The organism is Pseudomonas sp. R1-7 (genome assembly GCF_051132105.1).
Lineage (GTDB): Bacteria > Pseudomonadota > Gammaproteobacteria > Pseudomonadales > Pseudomonadaceae > Aquipseudomonas.
The window spans coordinates 3,810,797-3,829,887 of sequence record NZ_CP071661.1; the positions used below are offsets into that span (position 1 = coordinate 3,810,797).

17 protein-coding genes are annotated in these 19,091 nt (G+C 62.1%); 12 read left to right on the forward strand and 5 right to left on the reverse strand.

Translation table 11 applies throughout. The features are described 5' to 3' along the window. Positions 1-837, reverse strand: a complete 837-nt coding sequence (locus tag J3P79_RS16985; RefSeq protein WP_434604422.1) for an IclR family transcriptional regulator — start codon at positions 835-837, stop codon at positions 1-3. Between the two features lie 245 nt (positions 838-1,082). Between J3P79_RS16985 and J3P79_RS16990 the strand changes: the two genes are divergently transcribed. The 8 genes from J3P79_RS16990 (at position 1,083) to J3P79_RS17025 (ending at position 9,011) form a co-directional block, all read left to right on the forward strand. Then, the gene (locus tag J3P79_RS16990; RefSeq protein WP_434604424.1) at positions 1,083-2,108 is read left to right on the forward strand and encodes an ABC transporter ATP-binding protein; all 1,026 of its coding nucleotides are present in this window, start codon (positions 1,083-1,085) and stop codon (positions 2,106-2,108) included. Then, a complete protein-coding gene (locus J3P79_RS16995) occupies positions 2,105-2,974 on the forward strand; it encodes an ABC transporter permease (protein ID WP_198725283.1) in 870 nt (289 codons plus the stop codon). Before J3P79_RS16990 ends, J3P79_RS16995 begins: the two co-directional genes overlap by 4 nt. Positions 2,975-2,980: 6 nt before the next feature. Beyond that, complete coding sequence (locus J3P79_RS17000; RefSeq protein WP_030140057.1) at positions 2,981-3,775, forward strand: ABC transporter permease; 795 nt, start codon at positions 2,981-2,983, stop codon at positions 3,773-3,775. A gap of 7 nt (positions 3,776-3,782) precedes the next feature. Then, positions 3,783-4,073 (forward strand): (2Fe-2S)-binding protein, encoded by a 291-nt coding sequence (locus tag J3P79_RS17005; protein WP_434604427.1) that lies wholly within the window; start codon positions 3,783-3,785, stop codon positions 4,071-4,073. Continuing rightward, positions 4,070-5,425, forward strand: coding sequence for an FAD-dependent oxidoreductase (locus J3P79_RS17010; RefSeq protein ID WP_434604429.1), 1,356 nt, complete (start codon positions 4,070-4,072; stop codon positions 5,423-5,425). The genes J3P79_RS17005 and J3P79_RS17010 overlap by 4 nt, the downstream gene beginning before the upstream one ends. Continuing rightward, positions 5,422-6,537 carry an NAD(P)/FAD-dependent oxidoreductase gene (locus J3P79_RS17015; protein WP_434604431.1) on the forward strand — a complete coding sequence of 372 codons (1,116 nt, stop codon included), beginning with the start codon at positions 5,422-5,424 and terminating at the stop codon, positions 6,535-6,537. Before J3P79_RS17010 ends, J3P79_RS17015 begins: the two co-directional genes overlap by 4 nt. A gap of 18 nt (positions 6,538-6,555) precedes the next feature. Beyond that, complete coding sequence (locus J3P79_RS17020; RefSeq protein WP_434604433.1) at positions 6,556-7,617, forward strand: ABC transporter substrate-binding protein; 1,062 nt, start codon at positions 6,556-6,558, stop codon at positions 7,615-7,617. Positions 7,618-7,703: 86 nt separating this feature from the next. Then, positions 7,704-9,011 (forward strand): leucine-rich repeat-containing protein kinase family protein, encoded by a 1,308-nt coding sequence (locus J3P79_RS17025; protein WP_434604435.1) that lies wholly within the window; start codon positions 7,704-7,706, stop codon positions 9,009-9,011. Positions 9,012-9,052: 41 nt separating this feature from the next. On the opposite strand, the gene J3P79_RS17030 is transcribed toward J3P79_RS17025, so the two are convergent. Beyond that, positions 9,053-9,757: a YebC/PmpR family DNA-binding transcriptional regulator gene (locus J3P79_RS17030; protein ID WP_434604437.1), complete on the reverse strand. Its 705-nt coding sequence runs from the start codon at positions 9,755-9,757 to the stop codon at positions 9,053-9,055. Positions 9,758-9,977: 220 nt separating this feature from the next. Between J3P79_RS17030 and J3P79_RS17035 the strand changes: the two genes are divergently transcribed. Continuing rightward, on the forward strand, positions 9,978-11,387 hold the full coding sequence (locus tag J3P79_RS17035; protein WP_434604439.1) for a type VI secretion system Vgr family protein: 1,410 nt from the start codon (positions 9,978-9,980) through the stop codon (positions 11,385-11,387). A 186-nt stretch (positions 11,388-11,573) separates the two neighbouring features. Continuing rightward, positions 11,574-12,122 (forward strand): cytochrome b, encoded by a 549-nt coding sequence (locus tag J3P79_RS17040; protein ID WP_434604441.1) that lies wholly within the window; start codon positions 11,574-11,576, stop codon positions 12,120-12,122. A 7-nt stretch (positions 12,123-12,129) separates the two neighbouring features. Here J3P79_RS17040 and J3P79_RS17045 read toward each other — a convergent pair whose 3' ends face one another. Then, positions 12,130-13,038 (reverse strand): 1-aminocyclopropane-1-carboxylate deaminase/D-cysteine desulfhydrase, encoded by a 909-nt coding sequence (locus tag J3P79_RS17045; protein ID WP_434604443.1) that lies wholly within the window; start codon positions 13,036-13,038, stop codon positions 12,130-12,132. A 193-nt stretch (positions 13,039-13,231) separates the two neighbouring features. Further along, entirely contained in the window at positions 13,232-15,271 is a 2,040-nt protein-coding gene (locus J3P79_RS17050) for an FAD-dependent oxidoreductase (RefSeq protein ID WP_434604445.1), read from the reverse strand. Between the two features lie 271 nt (positions 15,272-15,542). Between J3P79_RS17050 and J3P79_RS17055 the strand changes: the two genes are divergently transcribed. Together J3P79_RS17055 and J3P79_RS17060 are read left to right on the forward strand one after the other, a co-directional pair. Then, positions 15,543-16,673: a nitrilase-related carbon-nitrogen hydrolase gene (locus J3P79_RS17055; RefSeq protein ID WP_434604447.1), complete on the forward strand. Its 1,131-nt coding sequence runs from the start codon at positions 15,543-15,545 to the stop codon at positions 16,671-16,673. 2 nt (positions 16,674-16,675) lie between these two features. Beyond that, positions 16,676-17,713 (forward strand): AraC family transcriptional regulator, encoded by a 1,038-nt coding sequence (locus J3P79_RS17060; RefSeq protein WP_434604449.1) that lies wholly within the window; start codon positions 16,676-16,678, stop codon positions 17,711-17,713. 320 nt (positions 17,714-18,033) lie between these two features. Here the strand turns inward: J3P79_RS17060 and J3P79_RS17065 are convergent, their stop codons facing one another. Continuing rightward, positions 18,034-18,903 (reverse strand): DUF2242 domain-containing protein, encoded by an 870-nt coding sequence (locus J3P79_RS17065; protein ID WP_434604451.1) that lies wholly within the window; start codon positions 18,901-18,903, stop codon positions 18,034-18,036. Between the last annotated feature and the right edge of the window lie 188 nt (positions 18,904-19,091).

The following is a 19,091-nucleotide window of genomic DNA, read 5'->3' on the forward strand; positions in this document are numbered from 1 at the left end:
TCAGCCCTGCCCGAACACCTGCGAAGGCCTGCGCAGCAGCGGGTCGAACGGGTTGATTCGCGGTCCGATCAGGGCGGCTTCGCGCTGGAGCATTTCCACCACCGTCGGCAAGCGATCCGGCCCGAGCCGGTCGCTGATCGTCGCCACGCTCAACGCCGCCACCGCCCGACCTTCGCGATCGAGAATAGGCACGGCCACCCCGGCCATGCCTTGCAGCACACCGGTGTTGCGCCCGGCATAACCCAGCGTGCGGACGTTTTCCACTTCCGTGCGCAGGAAGACCTCGTCGTACAGATGAAAATCCTTGAGCCGCGGCAAGTTGTATTGAATCACCGTGTCACGCTCTTCCTCTGGCAGGAACGCCAGGATCGCCAGGCTGCCCTGCCCCACGCCCAAGGCCACCCGGCCGCCGATGTCGCCGGTGAATGTACGGATCGGAAACGGCCCCTCGCTGCGATCCAGGCAGATCGCGTCGAAGCCACAACGTGCCAGCAGAAATAGCGAATCCCCCAGCGACGCTGACAACCGCAACATCGCAGGCCTGGCCAACTCCCGCAGATTGCCGGTGTTGCCGGCGCGGGCGGCCAGGGCAAAGAAATCCAGGCTCAAGCGGTAGCGTTTGCTGCGCGCATCCTGCTCGACCATGCCCTCATCCATCAGGTTGCGCAGCAAGCGGTGCGTGGTGGGCTGGGAAAGACCGATGCGTTGGGCAAGTTGCGTGACGCGCTCTCCCCCCTCAGCGGTCTCGCCCAGGCTCCGCAGCACGGCAAACAACCGGGAGACCGAGCCGACCCCAACTTCACCCTTATCAATATTCCGATCAGTGGAATCCGACATATAGTTTCTCTTAAAATAATTTACTCACTGAATGAATATGAAAATAATCATCGCTTCAGTGAAATAGTCTGTTGAGCCCATCCTATTCTTCGTCCTACTCTGCGTCCAGACAGGGGCGATTCGAACAACAGCGGCAGCCGACTTGAAATCGAGCGCCAACGCACCCCGCGACATCCTTTCGTATCTGCCCATACAAAAAAGCGCGCCTCGCGGCGACGCATAACAATCTCAGGTGGAGCGCAGTCATGGCTTTCGTGCAACTTCAAGACTTGAGCAAACGTTATGGCGAACTGGACGCCGTGGTCGCCACCAACCTCTCGGTGGAGAAAGGCGAATTCGTCTCCCTGCTGGGGCCGTCCGGTTGCGGCAAGACCACCACCCTGCAGATGATTGCCGGCTTCGTCGAAGCCAGCAGCGGCCGCATCCTGCTGGATGGGCGCGACATCACCCACGCCAAGCCCGCCAGCCGAGGCCTGGGCGTGGTGTTCCAGAGTTACGCGCTGTTTCCCCACATGTCCGTGAAGGACAACGTCGCCTTCGGCTTGCGCATGCGCAAAGTACCCGGCGCCGAGTTGCAGTCGCGGGTTGATCGCGTACTCAAGCTGGTGCGCCTGGACCGGCATGCCGAGCGTTACCCACGAGAGCTTTCAGGCGGCCAGCGCCAGCGAGTGGCACTGGCCCGCGCGCTAGTCATCGAGCCTCCGGTGTTGCTGCTCGACGAGCCGCTGTCCAACCTCGACGCCAACCTGCGCGAAGAAATGCAGTTCGAAATCCGTCGTATCCAGCGCGAAGTCGGCATCACCACGCTGATGGTCACACACGACCAATCCGAGGCGCTGTCGATCAGCGATCGGGTCGTGGTCATGCAGGCCGGCCGTATCACCCAGATCGACGCGCCCTACACTCTTTATGAACACCCGCGCACCGAGTTCATCTCCGGCTTCGTCGGCAAGGCCAACCTGCTGCCCGGCGAACGTGACAGCGCCGGAATCGTGCAAGCCAGCAGCGCAGGTAAAGGCGAGCTGACCTTGAGCCTGCGCCCGGAAAAAATCGATCTGTGCGACTCCGGCTCGGGACGGCTGCAAGGCACCGTCACCAACCGTTTTTTTCTCGGCAGCCAATGGCTTTACGGCGTCTCCACCAGCCTGGGCGAACTCAGCGTAGTGCGGCGCAACGACGGCTCGGCGCCCCTGGCCGAAGGCACCGCCGTCGGCCTGGACTGGGATCCGGCGTTGCTGCGGGTGTTGAGCGCCGACGAGGTGCTGGCATGAAGCTGCTCGACGCCATGAAGCGCGGTCGCCAAGGCTACTGGATGTCCGCGCCGGCGCTGGCCTTGTACCTGGGCCTGCTGGTGATTCCCCTCGGCCTGACGCTGGTGCTGTCGTTCAACGTCTTCGACTACGGCTCGGGCATCAACAGCGAGGCGTACACCTTCGAGCACTACACCAGCCTGTTGGGCGACCCGTACTTCTACGAAATCTTCCTGCGCACCTTCTGGATCAGTGCCCTGACCACGCTGCTGTGCGTGGTGATCGGTGTACCCGAGGCCTACATTCTCAGCCGGATGGGTGCGCCGTGGCGTTCAATCTTCCTGATCCTGATCCTCACGCCGTTGCTGATCTCGGTGGTGGTACGAGCGTTCGGCTGGAGCTTGCTCCTCGGCGCCGATGGCCTGGTCAACCAGACGCTGCAAGCCCTTGGCGGCTCGCCGATGAAACTGCTCTACACCCCGTTCGCGGTGGTCATCGCGCTGGTGCACGTAATGCTGCCGTTCATGATCATTCCGGTGTGGACCTCACTGCAAAAACTCGATCCAGCCGCCGAACAGGCCGCCCTGTCCCTGGGCGCGAGCCAATTCACCGTGATCCGCAAGGTGGTGCTGCCACAGATCATGCCTGGCGTGTTGTCCGGCACGTTGATCGTGTTCGGCCTCGCCGCCAGTTCGTTCGCCATTCCCGGCCTGCTCGGCGGGCGTCGCTTGAAGATGGTCGCCACGCTGATCTACGACCAATACCTGTCGGAACTGAATTGGCCGATGGGTGCCGCCATCGCCGTCGCGCTGTTGCTGCTCAACCTGCTGATCATGCTGTCCTGGAACCGCATGATCGAAGGCCGCTACAAGAAGTCATTGGGGTAATTCTTCATGTCCAGGAACGGTCCTTTCGCCCTGTTGTTTCATGCCTTGGTGGTGGTGTTCATGCTGGCGCCGCTGGTGGTGGTCTGCCTCGTCGCCTTCACGCCGGAAAACACCTTGAGCCTGCCCACTACGGAATTTTCCCTGCGCTGGTTTCGCGCCGTTTTCGAACGCGCGGACTTTGTCGATGCGTTCTACAACAGCCTGATCCTGGCGTTCAGCGCGGCCTCGCTGGCGACCCTGATCGCCGTGCCGGCGGCGTTGGCGATCACCCGGCTGGAATTCCCTGGCCGGGACTTTTTCAACGGCCTGTTCCTGTCACCGATCATCATTCCGCATCTGGTGCTGGGCGTCGCGCTGCTGCGGCTGTTCGCACTGATGGGCGTGAATGGCAATTTCAGCTGGCTGATCTTCGCCCATGTGCTGGTGATCACGCCGTATGTGCTGCGCCTGGTACTGGCGTCGGCCATCGGCCTGGATCGCAGCGCCGAGCAAGCCGCGCAGTCATTGGGGGCTGGTCGCTTCACGCTGTTCAGGCAGATCACCTTGCCGATGATCCTGCCAGGGGTAGCCGGAGGCTGGCTGCTGGCGTTCATCAACAGTTTCGATGAAGTCACGCTGTCGATCTTCGTCACCTCGCCGGCCACGCAGACTTTGCCAGTACGCATGTACGTCTACGCCACCGAATCCATCGATCCGATGATGGCGGCGGTGTCGGCGCTGGTGATCGCGCTGACCGCGCTGACGATGATTCTGCTCGACCGGGTCTATGGCCTGGATCGGGTCCTGGTAGGCAAACAATGAGGGCGCCATGGCTCTGCTGAAACGACTGGCCGAAAGCGATCGCCCGGCCCTGGACTTCATGCTCGACGGCGAACCGGCCAGCGGCTTGCTGGGCGATACCGTGCTGACCGCCGTGCTGACCTGCAGCGAACACCTGCGTGGCAGCGATTTCAGCGCAGAGCCCCGTGCCGGCTTCTGCCTGATGGGCGCGTGCCAGGATTGCTGGGTCCGCCTGGGCGACGGCCGCCGCGTGCGCGCTTGCTCGACAATGCTCGAAGCCGGCCAGCAGATCAGTCGCGAACCGGGGCGCCAGGTATGAAACCTATCGTCATCATCGGCGCCGGCCCCGCCGGTATCCGCGCCGCGCAAACCCTTGTCGCCCATGGCCTCTATCCGGTCCTGCTGGATGAAGCCGCGCGCGGTGGCGGGCAGATCTACCGGCGCCAGCCCGCCAACTTCACCCGGCCGGCGGACAAGCTGTATGGCTTCGAAGCAGCAAAGGCCAACGCTATCCACCAGACGCTGGAGGAGCTGCGCAAGCAGCTCGATTACCGTCCCGACACGCTGGTATGGAACGCCGAAGCCGGTCAGTTGGACACCTTGCACGAGGGTCGCGCCGCTCGCCTGGACTACGCCAGCGTGATCGTCGCAACGGGCGCCACCGACAGGATTTTGCCGGTGCCTGGCTGGACGCTTCCCGGTGTCTACAGCCTGGGCGCGGCGCAGATCGCCCTGAAGTTCCAGGGTTGCGCCATCGGCGAGCGAGTGGTGTTCGCCGGCAGCGGGCCCCTGCTCTACCTGGTGGCGTACCAATACGCCAAGGCCGGTGCCAACGTCGTTGCCGTGCTCGACAGCTCGCCGTTGAGCGCCCAGATTCGCGCCCTGCCCGGTCTGCTCGCGCAACCGGCCACGCTCGCCAAAGGCCTCTATTACCGCGCCTGGCTGACGACTCATGGAATCCCAGTACATCAAGGCGCCAGCCTCGGGCGCATCGACGGTGCGCGTCGGGTGCAATCGTTGAAATGGCGCAGCAAAAAAACCGAGCGCACCCTCGATTGTGATGCTGTCGCCTTCGCCCATGGCTTGCGCAGCGAAACCCAACTGGCCGATCTGCTGGGCTGTGAATTTGCCTGGAGCCCGCTCAACCGTGCCTGGCTGCCGCAACGCGACAGCGCCGGACGCAGCCGCTCGGCCGGTGTCTACCTGGCCGGAGACGGCGCCGGGATCATGGGGGCCGACGCCGCCGAAATGGCCGGAGAGCGGGCGGCCCTGGCGCTGCTCGAAGACCTCGGTTACCGAGTCGATCCGCAACGTTGCGCCCAGCTGGAACAGTCCCTCGAACGCATCGGCCATTTCCGCCAGGGCCTGGAGCGGGCCTTTGCCTTTCCCGAGGATTGGGCGAGTCGCACGACTGACGACTTGATGATCTGCCGCTGCGAAGAAGTCAGCGCCGGAGATATCCGCCAGGTGGTGGGCGAAGGTCACTGGGAGATCAACCGGGTCAAGGCTCATTGCCGGGTCGGCATGGGCCGCTGCCAGGGGCGGATGTGCGGTGCGGCGGCGGCAGAAATCATCGCCCATGAAAGTGGCCGCGCCGTACGGGACATCGGTCGCCTGCGAGCACAGGCGCCAGTCAAACCCGTGCCGTTTGGCCTGGAGGTCGAGCCATGATCGAGGTCGATGCGGTGATCATCGGTGGCGGCATCGTCGGCGCCTCGGCGGCGTTGTTCCTGAGCAAGGCCGGCCGTCGCGTGGCGCTGCTGGAGCGGGACTTCTGCGGCTCGCATTCCAGCGGTGTGAACTACGGTGGCGTGCGGCGCCAGGGCCGTCCGTTGTCGCAACTGCCGCTGTCGCAACGGGCGCATGAGATCTGGGGGCAATTGCCGCAGTTGATCGGCATCGACGGCGAGTATCAGCGCAGCGGCCATTTGAAATTGGCTCGCAGTCTCGATGACTTGCGTGCGTTGCATGACTATGCCGCCAACAGCCAGGGCTTTGGCCTCGATTTGCAACTGCTGGATCGCGACGAATTGCGCAGGCGGTTTCCGTGGGTCGGCACCGTCGCGCTCGGCGCCTCGCTGTGTCCGGATGACGGTCATGCGAATCCACGCCTGGTCTCGCCAGCATTTGCCCAGGCGGCCCGCAGGCATGGCGCGCAGGTGCACGAACAGTGTCCGGTCAACCAAGTGACGCACGACGGCCAGTGCTTTGCCGTGCGCACCGAAACCGATGTCGAATTCCGCGCACCTTGGCTGCTGAACTGCGCCGGGGCCTGGGCGAGCCGCTTCGCCGCGCAGTTTGGCGAAGCAGTGCCCATGCACGCCGGGCATCCGGCGATGCTGGTGACCGAGCCGCTGCCGGTGGTGATGGACGCCAGCACCGGCGTCGAGGGCGGCGGCATCTATGCCCGACAAGTCGCCCGGGGCAATTGCGTACTGGGCGGCGGCCAGGGTTTTGCGCTGGACGATGCCCGCGCCCGTCCCGGCCAGAGCGCGGTCATCGAGATCCTGCGCCAGGCCGTCGAACTCTATCCCTTCCTGAAGGGCGCCCAGGCGATCCGCACCTGGAGCGGCACCGAAGGCTACCTGCCCGATCGCCAACCGGTGATCGGCCCCAGCAGCATCCAACCCGGTCTCCTGCACGCGTTCGGCTTTGCCGGCGCAGGCTTCCAGATCGGCCCGGCGGTGGGCCAGGCGCTCACCGAAATCATCTGCAGCGGGGCCTCGTCCACGCCGCTGGATGCGTTTTCAATCACCCGGTTTCACTCCATCTCCGTTGCTTGATAGAGGAAGGTCGCGCCAATGAATAACGTCAAACGCAGTGCACTGTTCGGTTTCTGCTCGCTGGGCTCCGCTTGCCTGGGCGCGCTGCTCCCGGTCACCCAGGCCTTGGCCGAGCCGACGCTTTACCTGGGCATGAACGGCGGCACCATGGAGCGGCTGTACGCCGACAAAGTCCTGCCGGCCTTCGAGAAAGCCAACAACGTCAAGGTGGTAATCGTGCCGGGCACTTCGGCCGATATCCTGGCCAAGGTCCAGGCCAGCAAGGGCAATCCGCAGATGCACGTGATGTTCCTGGACGACGGCATCATGTACCGCGCCATCGCCATGGGGCTGTGCGACAAGCTGCAGGACAGCGCGCCCCTGGCGCAGATCCCGGCCAAGGGCCGCATCAAGGATCAGGCCGTCGCCGTCAGCCTCGGCGTCACCGGCCTCGCCTACAACACGCGGCTGTTCAAGGAAAAAGGCTGGAACACACCGACCTCGTGGATGGACCTGGCAGACCCACGGTTCAAGGACAAAGTAGTGTTTCAATCCGTGGCCTCGTCCACCTTCGGCCTGCACGGTTTCCTGATGTTCAACCGGATCCAGGGCGGCAGCGAAACCGACGTCGAGCCAGGCTTCAAGGCCTGGCCGAACACGGTCGGACGCAACGTGCTGGAGTACATTCCCAGCTCGGCGAAAATCTCCGAGATGCTGCAGACCGACGAAGCGGCGCTGTTCCCACTGACGCCGACACAGGTCACCGCGTTGAAACTCAAGGGCATGCCGGTCGAATACGCACAACCGAAGGAAGGCGCGGTGGTGCTGAACGTCGCCGAATGCGCCATCGCCCAGAACAGCGAACCTGAACTCGCGCAAAAACTCGCCGCGTTCCTGCTGACGCCCGAAGCCCAGGCCATCGCCCTGGAAGAAGGCGATCAGATTCCGTCCAACCCCAACACACCGACCACCGACAAGACGCGTGGCCAGGTGGAAGCAATGAAGCAGTACCTGGAAACCGCGATCGCGGTGGATTGGGATCAGGTCAACGAACAACGTCCGGCCTGGAACGCACGCTGGAACCGCAGCATCGAGCGCTAGGCCGCTGCCGCTGCGTTTTTTGTTTATCATGCGGGCCTGCGCGGGTTTCACCTGCGCTCGGCCCCTTGATAACAGCGATCTCCACCATGCACACCCTCACCCAACTCCAAACCGGCCAACTATCGGGCATTACCCGACTGAAGCTGTCATGCGGCCTGACGGAGTTTCCCCCGGAAATTTTCGATCTCGCGGACTCGCTGGAAATCCTCGACCTGAGCAACAACCAGCTCGACACGTTGCCAGCGGATCTCCATCGCCTGACTCGCCTGCGAGTGTTGTTCTGTTCGGATAATCGCTTCGTCGAACTGCCCGAATGCCTGGGCCGCTGCAGCGCATTGACCATGGTCGGCTTCAAGGCCAACCGCATCGAGCGCGTGAGCGGCGCAGCCTTGCCGCCCCTGCTGCGCTGGCTGATCCTGACCGATAACCGCATCAGCCAGCTGCCGGAGGAGCTGGGCCGCCGTCCCCACCTGCAAAAGTTGATGCTGGCCGGCAACCGCCTGCGGCAGTTGCCGCAAAGCCTTGCACAATGTCATCGCCTCGAATTGCTGCGTGTTTCCGCCAATCAACTGGCCGAGCTGCCGTCGTGGTTGTTGGAAATGCCGAGTCTCAGTTGGCTGGCCTACGCCGATAACCCACTGGAAGCCGAAGCCGATGCCCAAGCGCTGCATGTCGCCACACCGATCGACTGGTCGCAATTGAGCGTGCAACAGTCATTGGGCGAAGGAGCATCGGGCGTGATCCACCAAGCGCTATGGCAACCGCCAGGCCAGGCCGGGCGCGACGTCGCGGTGAAGCTCTATAAAGGCCAGATGACCAGCGATGGCTCGCCGCTGCATGAAATGCATGCGTGCATCACCGCTGGCAAGCATCCAAACCTGATCGAGGTGTTGGGTCAGGTCAACGGTCACCCTGAGCAGCAGGAAGGGTTGGTGATGGCCCTGATCGGCCCTGACTACCGCAACTTGGCCGGGCTGCCGAGCCTGGAATCCTGTACGCGTGACGTCTATCCCGATGAACTGCGCCTGAGCGCCGATGTGGCCGTGCGCATCGCCCAAGGCATTGCCCGTGTGGCAGGTCACCTTCATCGGCGAGGTCTCACCCATGGGGATCTCTATGGCCACAATATCCTCTGCAATGACCAAGGCGATTGCTTGCTGGGGGATTTTGGCGCGGCGTCTTTCCATGCCCCGATTGATGACCGGCAGGCCCGCGCGTTGCAACGCATCGAGGTGCGCGCCTTCGGGATTCTGCTGGGGGAGTTGCTGACGCGGATCGAGCCGGCCCTCGGTATCGAGGATCTTGCACGATTGACGGATCTGGAGGCGCGCTGCTGCCAGCCGGATGTGCTGGCGCGGCCGGGGTTTGACGAGATTGAAAGTCTACTGCGCTAGCGTGGCGAGGGAGCTTGCTCCCTCACCACCGCGGCTTCGGCTTAACCCGCCAGGCCGACAAACATGTCCTGCACGTCGTCATGATTGTCGAGGCCTTCGAGGAACGCCTCGACTTCGGCCATCTGCTCGTCGGTCAGGCCACTGACCGGGTTCTTCGGCTGATAGCCCAACTTGGCGGACAACACCGTGAAGCCCTGCTCCGGCAACGCCTTTTGCACGGCATCGAGGTCGGCGGGATCGGTGATGAACAATGTCGCGCCTTCTTCGCCCGGTTCGAAATCCTGGGCACCGGCCTCGATGGCAGCCATTTCCGGATCAGCTTCGGGGCTGTCAGGGGCGGCTTCGATCATGCCCACATGGTTGAAATCCCAGGCTACCGAACCCGACGCGCCGAGTTGGCCCTTGCGGAACGCAACGCGAATCTCCGCCACGGTACGGTTGATGTTGTCGGTCACGCACTCAACGATCAGCGGCACCTGATGCGGTGCGAAGCCTTCGTAGGTCACACGATGGTATTGCACGGTTTCGCCAAGCTGGCCGGAACCCTTCTTGATCGCACGCTCCAGGGTCTCGCGGGGCATCGAAGCCTTTTTGGCCTGCTCGACCACCAGCCGCAGGTGTGCGTTGGTGGCGACATCGGCACCGTTTCGCGCCGCAATGGTGATTTCCTTCACCAGTTTGCCGAAGATCTTCCCCTTGGCGTTGGCAGCCGCTTCTTTGTGTTTAACCTTCCACTGTGCGCCCATTACTCACTCTCTTGTCTGACGCGCCGAGACATCTGCCGGCCGGCGCTGTGGCGCAAGTTTATACGCCCTAAACCGGCTGATCGACCAAAAAATCGCGACGGCCCCATCGACTTTTTCACAACATGTTGTAGGGGGTTTCTGAAATAGCGATTTGGGGACAGCGTCACGCGCCGGGGTTTCGTACCCTTTGTACTCTCTCCCTCAGCCAGGATGTGCCGCGATGCGCAACGACACGGAACACCCTTTCAGCCTGACGATCATTCAAAGCGATATGCGCCTGCAGGTCCTGAGGCTCCACGGTCGGGAAGCTCTCAATCAACCGTACCGCTTCGACCTCGACCTGATTGGCCTGATGCCGCCGATCAGTCCTGACGTTTTGCTGGGGCAAGCAGCCTTCCTGCGCCTGGAGGGTCAGGCGGTCATACATGGCGTTGTGCACAGCATCAGCCTGACCGCGGGCTCTGCGCATCGCGTTGGTTATCGCATGACGCTGGTGCCTTACCTCCAGCAGTTGGAACAAGGCCCGCGGCGGCGGATCTTTCATCGGCTCAGTGTCGTAGAGATCTTGCAGAACCTGCTGGAAGACAACGCACTGCCTGCCCATAGCTATCGCTTCGAACTGCCAAATGGGCAGTATCCGCGTCGCCCGTTTTGCATCCAGTACGAGGAAAGCGACCTGACGCTGCTGCAGCGCTTATGCGAAGAGGAAGGCATTCACTACCACTTCGAACACTCGCCTCAAGGCCATGTCCTGGTGTTTGCGGAGGACCCAAAGAGTTTTCCTTTACAGTCGGCTGGACTGCTCCCGCACGCAGAGGCGGATAAGCGCGGCACTATCACGCGGTTGTATCAACGCCATCATTCGATCCCCCCTGGGCCGCCCGACGGGTTTCGTGATCGGGCAGTGGCCGAAGAAACCAACCCCACGTTACCGTCCTGCCAGGATTCAACGCACGAAAGAATGCGTGACGACCCCGCGAAAACCCACCGTTTCCAGGCGGGCCGGCGGCGTCTCGAACGCTTGCGCTATCGAAAACGGGAGATCCACGGACATACCACCTCATCGGCCATGCGCAGCGGTCATATCGCACAGATCGATGGGCATCCGGTATCGACGTTCAATGATCAATGGCTGATTACCGAGGTCCGGCACCGTGGACGGCAATTTTCCATCCTGCAGAGGAACCTGCCGGACACGCCAGCGGCCAAGCACTACCGTAACCGGTTCAGCGCGATCCCCTGGTCTTCCGTGTACCGACCGCCCATCAAGCATCCCAAGCCATGCATACCCGGTTATCACCTCGCCTACGTGCTTGGCCCGCCAGGTCAGGTCGCGATACCTGACAAACAAGGCCAGATCATGGTCAGCCTCTGGCGTCGCGATGACGAAGGCGTAGCGCTGCCGGTGTCGCACCTGGCAGCAGACAACCTCCCTTCATGGGTGGGCGGCAGCGAGGTACTGGTGAGTTTCCTTGACGGCGATCCCGACCGGCCGGTGTTGTGCGCAAGATTGCTCGAACCCGGCCCGGACGACGGCGGCACCTCATCGGCGCCCCCTTCGGCGCCGGGCGACAACGATGTGAGCCTTCTATTTGACTGGCTCTTGAACCCACCGGATATGACGCCTTGAGGAACCCCATGGCCTGGCCGAGAAACTGGCTCCCCCCGGGCCGCATGACAAGAACATTCTGCGAGCGAATCATAAATTCATGAGGTCAACTTGATCTGCCTCATGCGAACCCAACGAAACGGGCTTACAGTCCAAGCACAACGCTGCTCTAGACAGCGCTTTACCCTGATGACTGGAGATACCCGCATGCCCTGGAAAAATTCCGCAAACCGCTACAGTACCGTCACGGTCACTTTGCACTGGTTGATGCTGGTGCTGCTGGCCGTGGTTTATGCCTGCATTGAGTTCCGGGGGATTTTCCCGAAGGGCAGCGACGGTCGAACGTTGATCAAGGAAGCGCACTTCATGCTTGGCCTGACCGTGTTCGTGCTGGTCTGGCTGCGCCTGTTCGCCCGGAGCATGGGCAAGGCACCCGCAATCTTTCCGGCTTCGCCCGCATGGCAAACCTTCCTGGCGCGCCTGATGCACTGGGCGTTGTACCTGTTCATGATCGCCATGCCACTGCTGGGTTGGCTGATCACCAGCGCCGAAGGGCATCAGGTGATGTTCTACGGTTTTGACTTGCCATTGCTTGTCGAGCCGGACAAGGCGTTTGCCGAGCAACTGGAAGACTGGCATGTGCTTGGCGGCACCGTTGGTTATTGGTTGATTGGCCTGCATGCGTTGGCCGGGCTGTATCACCATTATGTGGTGCGCGATAACACGTTGCTGCGGATGATGCCCAAGCGCGGTTGACCACCCCTTACTGAAACCCCCGGCGGCCCTGTAAACCGCCGGTGTGAACGAAGATCAAGCGAGTGCCCGGCTCGAACGCACCGGCCTCGACGCGAGCCTTGAGCAACATCAGCGCCTTGCCGGTGTAGAGCGGCTCCAGTTCGATGGCCTGGGTGGTTTCGATGAACGCGGCGAGATCACTGTCCACCCGGCCGAAACCACCACGGCTGCCGTCAAACAGCTCATAAAGCGGATCGGCAAGGCCCGCTGCACTAACGATGCATTCGACGTTCTGCCTGACGCCGTGATCTTCGGGCACCGCCAGGACGCCATGCACCGGGCGCCGGCCTGCTTCAGCCAGCACCAGGCCCGCCAGCGATGTTCCGGTGCCGCAGGCCAGCCACCAGCCGTGATAGTCCTCCCAGCCCAACGCTGCCAGTTGGTCACGGGCACAGCTTGCCCAGGTCATGCAGCCTTGTGCACCGGGCAGTCCCGCCCCGCCTTCCGGCACGGGCCAGAAGCCAGGGTATCGTGACTGCCAAGGCGTCCAGAAATCTGCATCATGACGCCTGCGGTATCCTTCGTAACCCAACCAGTGCAACGTCATGCCGAACGCTTTCAGGTCCAGTACTGTCGGCGTCTCCTGAGCATGACCACGCAACAGCCCCACCGTTGGAAAACCGAAGCGCTTGCCCACAGCGGCCAGGGCGTGCAAATGATTGGAATAAGCGCCGCCCAGGCTCATTACACCTGCGGCACCGGCCTGATGGGCAGCGAGCAGGTGATGAAGCAGCTTGAACCATTTGTTGCCGCTGATCAGCGGATCGATCCGGTCCAGGCGCAATACCGCCACCTCGACGCTGGCGTGGGCGAGCCAGTCCAAGTGAAGGCGTTCGAGGCGAGGTTGGGGATGCCAGTCTAGAGCGGGAAGAAGCATGGCTGCGGGCCGGGACGCAAAGGAGCCGGCATCTTAACAGCTTGGTGGCGGGTGGTTTCGGGATCTGGAAACTCCGCGTGGGAGCGAGCTTGCTCGCGATTGCTGTGAGTCAGCCACTGGATGATTTGACTAACCTGACGCTATCGCGAGCAAGCTCGCTCCCACAGGAAGGGCAAGACTTTCGGCCTGGTGCCTACAACTGCGCAGCCAACCGCGAACCCTGATTGATCGCACGCTTGGCATCCAGCTCCGCCGCCACGTCGGCACCGCCGATGAGGTGGACCGTTTGCCCAGCCGCTTCCAGGCCTTCCTGCAATTCGCGCAGCGGATCCTGGCCGGCGCAGATGACCACGTTGTCCACCGCCAACACTTGCGGCTCGCCCGTTTCGCCGATGCGAATGTGCAGGCCCTCATCGTCAATCTTCAGGTATTCGACGCTGTTGAGCATCTGCACCTGCTTGTTTTTCAGGCCCGTGCGGTGAATCCAGCCGGTGGTCTTGCCCAGGCCATCGCCGACCTTGGACTTCTTGCGCTGCAACAGGAACACCTGCCGCGCCGGCGCATGGGGTTGAGCCTTGATGCCGGCCACGCCGCCGCGGGCCTCCAGGTGCGTATCGATCCCCCACTCCTTCCAGAACGCTTCGCGGTCCTGGCTGGTGGCAACGCCCTGATGCACGAGGAACTCCGACACGTCAAAGCCGATCCCGCCGGCACCAATGACCGCAACGCTACGGCCAACCGGTTTACGCTCGAGAATCACGTCCAGGTAGCTCAACACCTTCGGATGCTCCACGCCTGGAATCGCCGGGACACGCGGTGCGATGCCGGTGGCCAGGATGATCTCGTCGAAACCGCCATTCACCAGTTGCGCCACGTCGACCCGGGTGTCGAGGCACAACTCGACGTGGGTGGTCTGCAACTTGCGCTTGAAATAACGCAGTGTTTCGAAAAACTCTTCCTTGCCTGGCACACGCTTGGCAACGTTGAACTGCCCGCCAATTTCACTGGCCGAATCGAACAGCGTCACCTGATGGCCGCGCTCGGCCGCTACGGTGGCAGCAGACAACCCGGCTGGGCCGGCGCCGACCACGGCGATTTTTTTCACCTGGGTCACGGGCAGGTAGTTGAGTTCAGTCTCATGGCACGCTCGCGGGTTCACCAGGCAACTGGTGAGCTTGCCGCCGAACGTATGGTCCAGGCAGGCCTGGTTGCAGCCAATGCACGTATTGATTTCATCCGCCCGGCCAGCGGCAGCCTTGTTGACGAAATCCGGGTCCGCGAGGAAGGGCCGTGCCATGGATACCATGTCGGCGTCGCCCTCGGCCAGGATCTGCTCGGCGACCTCGGGCGTATTGATGCGGTTGGTGGTGATCAGCGGAATGCTCACCGAACCACGCAGCTTGGCAGTGACTTTACTGAACGCCGCCCTCGGCACCTTGGTGGCGATGGTGGGAATACGCGCTTCATGCCAACCGATGCCGGTGTTGATGATTGTCGCGCCGGCCTGCTCGATGGCCTTGGCCAACTGGACGATCTCTTCCCAGGTGCTGCCCCCCTCCACGAGATCGAGCATCGACAGACGGAAGATGATGATGAAGTTCGGACCGACCGCCTCGCGTACGCGACGCACGATTTCCACGGGCAGGCGCATGCGGTTTTCGTAGCTGCCACCCCAGCGGTCGGTACGGTGGTTGGTGTGGGCCGCCAGGAACTGGTTAATGAAATAGCCTTCCGAGCCCATGATCTCGACACCGTCGTACTCAGCCTTCTGGGCCAGTACCGAACAGGTGACAAAATCGCTGATCTGCTTTTCGATGCCCTCTTCATCAAGCTCTTTTGGCTTGAACGGGTTGATCGGCGCCTGGATCGCGCTCGGTGCCACCTGCTTGGGGCTGTAGGCATAGCGGCCGGCATGGAGAATCTGCATGCAGATCTTGCCGCCCGCCTCATGCACCGCCCGCGTCACGATCTGGTGCTTGAGCGCTTCTTCTTCGGTGGTCAGCTTGGCCGCGCCGGAATAAACGCCACCCTCGTCGTTAGGGCCAATCCCGCCGGTTACCATCAGGCCCACGCCGCCACGGGCGCGCTCGGCAAAATAGGCCGCCATGCGCTCGAAGCCGCCGGGCTTTTCTTCAAGGCCGGTGTGCATCGACCCCATCAGGGTACGGTTGCGCAGCGTGGTAAAGCCCAGGTCCAGCGGGGCCAGCAAATGCGGGTAATGAGGGGCGGTCATTGGCAACTCCACAACGGGCGATCACGGAAAAATGTGGAAGCTCTGTGGCTTCCATCAGTCATGGCTGACAGCGTAAGAGTCTGAACCGGAGCGCTCAATGACCGAAACTGACAAGTTAATGATCAAAATACGCAACGCAGTCGGCACGCCAACACAGCACTACTGCTCGACAGACGGCTGCCCGCCCTTTCGCTAATCCTTTGTTTTACCGTACCCTGCCCGGTGTCCTGATGAAAAATCACGAACCTGTAAGCGGCCGTTGACTGTCCCCATGCGCAAATTTCTGTACCTGCTCCTCTCACTGGCCTTGATGGCTGCCGTTATCACCTACGCGCTGTGGACAGTGGACCGTCCGGTCGGCCATTACCTGTCAGACCTGCGCATCAACCTGGCGGTCGACCAGGGTACGCCCGTCGATCGCGGCAACTTGCTCGGTATCCAACCTGAGCTCTTTCCCACCGACTACCAAAGTCCTGAACGCCTGCGTCGCAAGTTGGCCGCCTATCTGCAGGCGGCGCGCGACCAGGGACTTCTCAATGACAAAACCATTGTGGTCCTGCCTGAGCACATCGGCACCTGGCTGATGGTCAGCGGCGAAAAAGACGAGGTGTATCAAGCCGCCACGTTGAAACAAGCCATGCATTGGCTCGCCGTCAGCAATCCGCTGGCCTTTCTTCGTGCACTGGCGGGCGCCAAGGGCGATAGCCGCCTGGACGATGCTTATCTGCGGATGAAAGCAGACACCATGGCCCAGGATTACCAGGCGCTGTTCGGTGGCCTGGCGAAGGAGTTCGGCGTGACCCTGGTGGCCGGTTCCATCGTGCTGCCCGAGCCGAGCGTCAGCGAAGGTGAGCTGAAGATCGGTCGCGGCGCGCTCTACAACAGCAGCCTGGTGTTCGGCCGCGATGGCCGTCCGATCGGCCAACCCGTGCGTCAACGCCATCCGGTATTCGACCAGCAAGAGGTGCTCGGGGCGGAAGAAACCCAGGCTTTCGAGGCCATCGATACCCCTGCCGGCCGGCTGGGCGTGCTGATCGGCAGCGACAGTTGGTATCCGCTTCATTATCGGCAACTTGATGAGCAACACGTGCAATTGATCGCCGTGCCTGCCTTTGTCATTGGCCGCGATACTTGGGACAAGCCCTGGGCCGGCTACAAAGGCCTTTCCACGCCAAGCGAAGTGAGCCTCAAGCCCGGCGAGATAACCGAAGGCCAGGCTTGGCGTCGCCTGACGTTGACCAGCCAGGTGCCGGTCAGCCAGGCCAAGGGTGGCGTCAGTGTGTTCTTGCGTGGCCAGTTCTGGGACAACGGCACAGCCGGCCAAAGCTTTATCAGCCATAGCGGCCAGCAGGTCCCCGATGGCGAAGCGCGTGGCGCTCGCCTGTTGAACCTCTGGCTGTGAGCATGAAGCCCCAGCCGATGCGCCTGGGCGACCTGTCCGTGGGTTTCGTCCATAGCCTTGCCGACGCAGTGACCAGCCATGGGAAGGATCCGCAGCCATTGCTCGAACAATACGGCCTCGACACGGCGCGCCTGGCCGAACCCGGGGCGCGCCTGTCGATTCCCCGATACATGCGCCTGGGGCATGCCGCGATCCAATTGACACAAGACCCGGCCCTGGGGTTGCTCATGGGGCAGCTCAGCCGTTTGAGCCAGGCCGGGCTCGCAGGTGTTACCGCCGCGCAGGCGCCGACTGTACGAGAAGCCGCACGGTGCATGATCCGCTTCGAGCCGCTGTATGGTTCCAACTATCGCGGGCAATCGAGCTTCCATGAGGATGCCCGAGGCGCGTGGCTGCGGTTCTACTCCATCAGCCCCTATAACACCTATAACCGCTTCGTCGTGGATTCGATCATTGCCGGCTGGCTCACGCAGTTGTCCAGCGTGAGCGAAAGAGTGCTGCACGCCGAACGCGTCGACATCGAATTCGAGGAGCCTGCCTATGGGCAGGCCTACCAGATACTTGGCAACTGCCCAATCCAATTCAGTGCAGGGCAAAACCAGCTGCGCCTGGGCCTGGAAAGCCTCGCCCAGCGCAACCCACAACACTGCCCCAGTACCTGGCGGCACCTGGTCCAGTTATGCGAAAGGGAACTGGAACAACTGACTCGCACGCGCACCTTGCGTGAACGCATCATTCAATTGCTGGGGCCTCTGCTCAGCGGCGGTCGGGAACCAGACCTTGAAGAAGTGGCGATGCGCCTGAAGCTGCCAACCTGGACGTTACGCCGCAAACTTGCGCAAGAAGGGACGCAATTCAGGGCGATCCTCAACGATACCCGTCGAGACCTGGCCATGACGTACATTCGCGACACTGAACTGGCATTCGGCGAGATCGCCTACTTGCTGGGGTTCGCCTCGGCGGAAGCCTTCCAACGCGCGTTCAAGCGCTGGAACAACCAGACACCGGGGGATTTTCGCCGCAGCCGCAAGGGAACATGAGCGTCAGCTCCCAGAGCCAGCCGTCTTCATGCCTCGTTGTTCCAAGCTAATACCGGCGCTGGCCCCTACAGCTCAGTCGCGTCTTCCGCGGGCTCCAACGGGTCCAGCTCATAGGCCTGGTATTCCAGCAGCTCTTCCTGATAGTCGTCCATTGCATGTCCTTCCAAATCGTTGAACCAAAGCCTGATGGCCTGGAATCAGCATAAAGCCGCCATGTGAATAAAACATGAAGCCAAGGCCTCATGAATTAAACGTAGCACAGCATCGGGAATTTAAAGCCAGGACATGTAGCAAGGGATTACCACCCTTGCTACAGCGACTCAGGAGGCCGGAAGCGGTTGGATCGGCTCTGTCGGCGCAGGCAGAGTGCTGGCCGGTGGCGGAGTGATGGTTTCCGTTGAAGACGGCGCGTAGGACTCGGGCTCGCTGGGTGCGATCGGCGCGGGCTCGACGGGCGGCGCAACCGGCTCCGATGCTGCAGGCGCAGGTTCGACCGGCACTGGGGCAGCCTGCTCGACCGGCGCGGCGGGGGCTGGCGCAGGCTCCGGTGCTTGCAATGCCGCAGGGGCTGGGGCCGGAGCCAAGGCAGCCGGTTCGGTCTTGGGTTCCGGCACGCCAAGCTCGGTTTTCGGCTTGTCGACGTTCTCGACGGCTTTCTTGGCTTCCGGCGGCAGGAACAGCTCCACCAGTGCAAAGAAGCGCTCATAGAACTTGGCCGCCGAAACGGTCTCACTGGCCACCTTGACCATGGAATCGTCCGATGAACCGATCGGCATCGAGACCGATCCCAACACGCCTACGCCCAGGCTGGCGGAGTTGTTGATTTTCTTCAGGGCGTAACGGTCCTGCAGGGCGTTGGCGAACATGGTGGCGCGATGGCCCGGGCCACCATCCTCGGCGCAGACCAGGTTGAAGCTGATCTCCATGTGGGTATCGCCAGTCTGCTGGAAACTCTTGTGGCCGCTGACCAGCTTCGGGTCACTGCTGGTGATGATGTAGCCCTGGCTGAGCAATGCCCGACGCCCTGCCTCACAGGTCGCCACGTCAGTCACCGGATAGGTTCGCGAGAACGTACCGGAATCATCAAAGTTCTCGTGCTCGTAAATGGCCGCTTTCTTGGAAGAACAGCCGGCTGCGACAGTCAGCAGCAATGCCAGCCCAACGGTGCGCATGTGAAATGATCTGAACATTGAACATCCTGGAGGAAACAGTCCGGCGCGTATTGTGCAACAGAACGCCGCCGGGCAGCTTGGGTAATCGTGTCTCAAAGGGGTTACAAGTCTACGGGGGCTTGCCGACGGGAAAAAGACACACGGACGACGAATTGACGAACATCCCCGCTTGCGGCAATACACAGATACAAAAAGACCCCGGCATT

Bases quoted from the DNA above. Each gene is read 5' to 3' on its own strand.
- J3P79_RS17060 (WP_434604449.1), top strand. From the start codon at position 16,676: ATGAAGCCCCAGCCGATGCGCCTGGGCGACCTGTCCGTGGGTTTCGTC.
- J3P79_RS16990 (WP_434604424.1), top strand. From the start codon at position 1,083: ATGGCTTTCGTGCAACTTCAAGACTTGAGCAAACGTTATGGCGAACTG.
- J3P79_RS16985 (WP_434604422.1), bottom strand. From the start codon at position 837: ATGTCGGATTCCACTGATCGGAATATTGATAAGGGTGAAGTTGGGGTC.
- J3P79_RS17065 (WP_434604451.1), bottom strand. From the start codon at position 18,903: ATGTTCAGATCATTTCACATGCGCACCGTTGGGCTGGCATTGCTGCTG.
- J3P79_RS17045 (WP_434604443.1), bottom strand. From the start codon at position 13,038: ATGCTTCTTCCCGCTCTAGACTGGCATCCCCAACCTCGCCTCGAACGC.
- J3P79_RS17020 (WP_434604433.1), top strand. From the start codon at position 6,556: ATGAATAACGTCAAACGCAGTGCACTGTTCGGTTTCTGCTCGCTGGGC.
- J3P79_RS17015 (WP_434604431.1), top strand. From the start codon at position 5,422: ATGATCGAGGTCGATGCGGTGATCATCGGTGGCGGCATCGTCGGCGCC.
- J3P79_RS17055 (WP_434604447.1), top strand. From the start codon at position 15,543: ATGCGCAAATTTCTGTACCTGCTCCTCTCACTGGCCTTGATGGCTGCC.
- J3P79_RS17010 (WP_434604429.1), top strand. From the start codon at position 4,070: ATGAAACCTATCGTCATCATCGGCGCCGGCCCCGCCGGTATCCGCGCC.
- J3P79_RS16995 (WP_198725283.1), top strand. From the start codon at position 2,105: ATGAAGCTGCTCGACGCCATGAAGCGCGGTCGCCAAGGCTACTGGATG.
- J3P79_RS17040 (WP_434604441.1), top strand. From the start codon at position 11,574: ATGCCCTGGAAAAATTCCGCAAACCGCTACAGTACCGTCACGGTCACT.
- J3P79_RS17000 (WP_030140057.1), top strand. From the start codon at position 2,981: ATGTCCAGGAACGGTCCTTTCGCCCTGTTGTTTCATGCCTTGGTGGTG.
- J3P79_RS17025 (WP_434604435.1), top strand. From the start codon at position 7,704: ATGCACACCCTCACCCAACTCCAAACCGGCCAACTATCGGGCATTACC.
- J3P79_RS17005 (WP_434604427.1), top strand. From the start codon at position 3,783: ATGGCTCTGCTGAAACGACTGGCCGAAAGCGATCGCCCGGCCCTGGAC.
- J3P79_RS17030 (WP_434604437.1), bottom strand. From the start codon at position 9,757: ATGGGCGCACAGTGGAAGGTTAAACACAAAGAAGCGGCTGCCAACGCC.
- J3P79_RS17050 (WP_434604445.1), bottom strand. From the start codon at position 15,271: ATGACCGCCCCTCATTACCCGCATTTGCTGGCCCCGCTGGACCTGGGC.
- J3P79_RS17035 (WP_434604439.1), top strand. From the start codon at position 9,978: ATGCGCAACGACACGGAACACCCTTTCAGCCTGACGATCATTCAAAGC.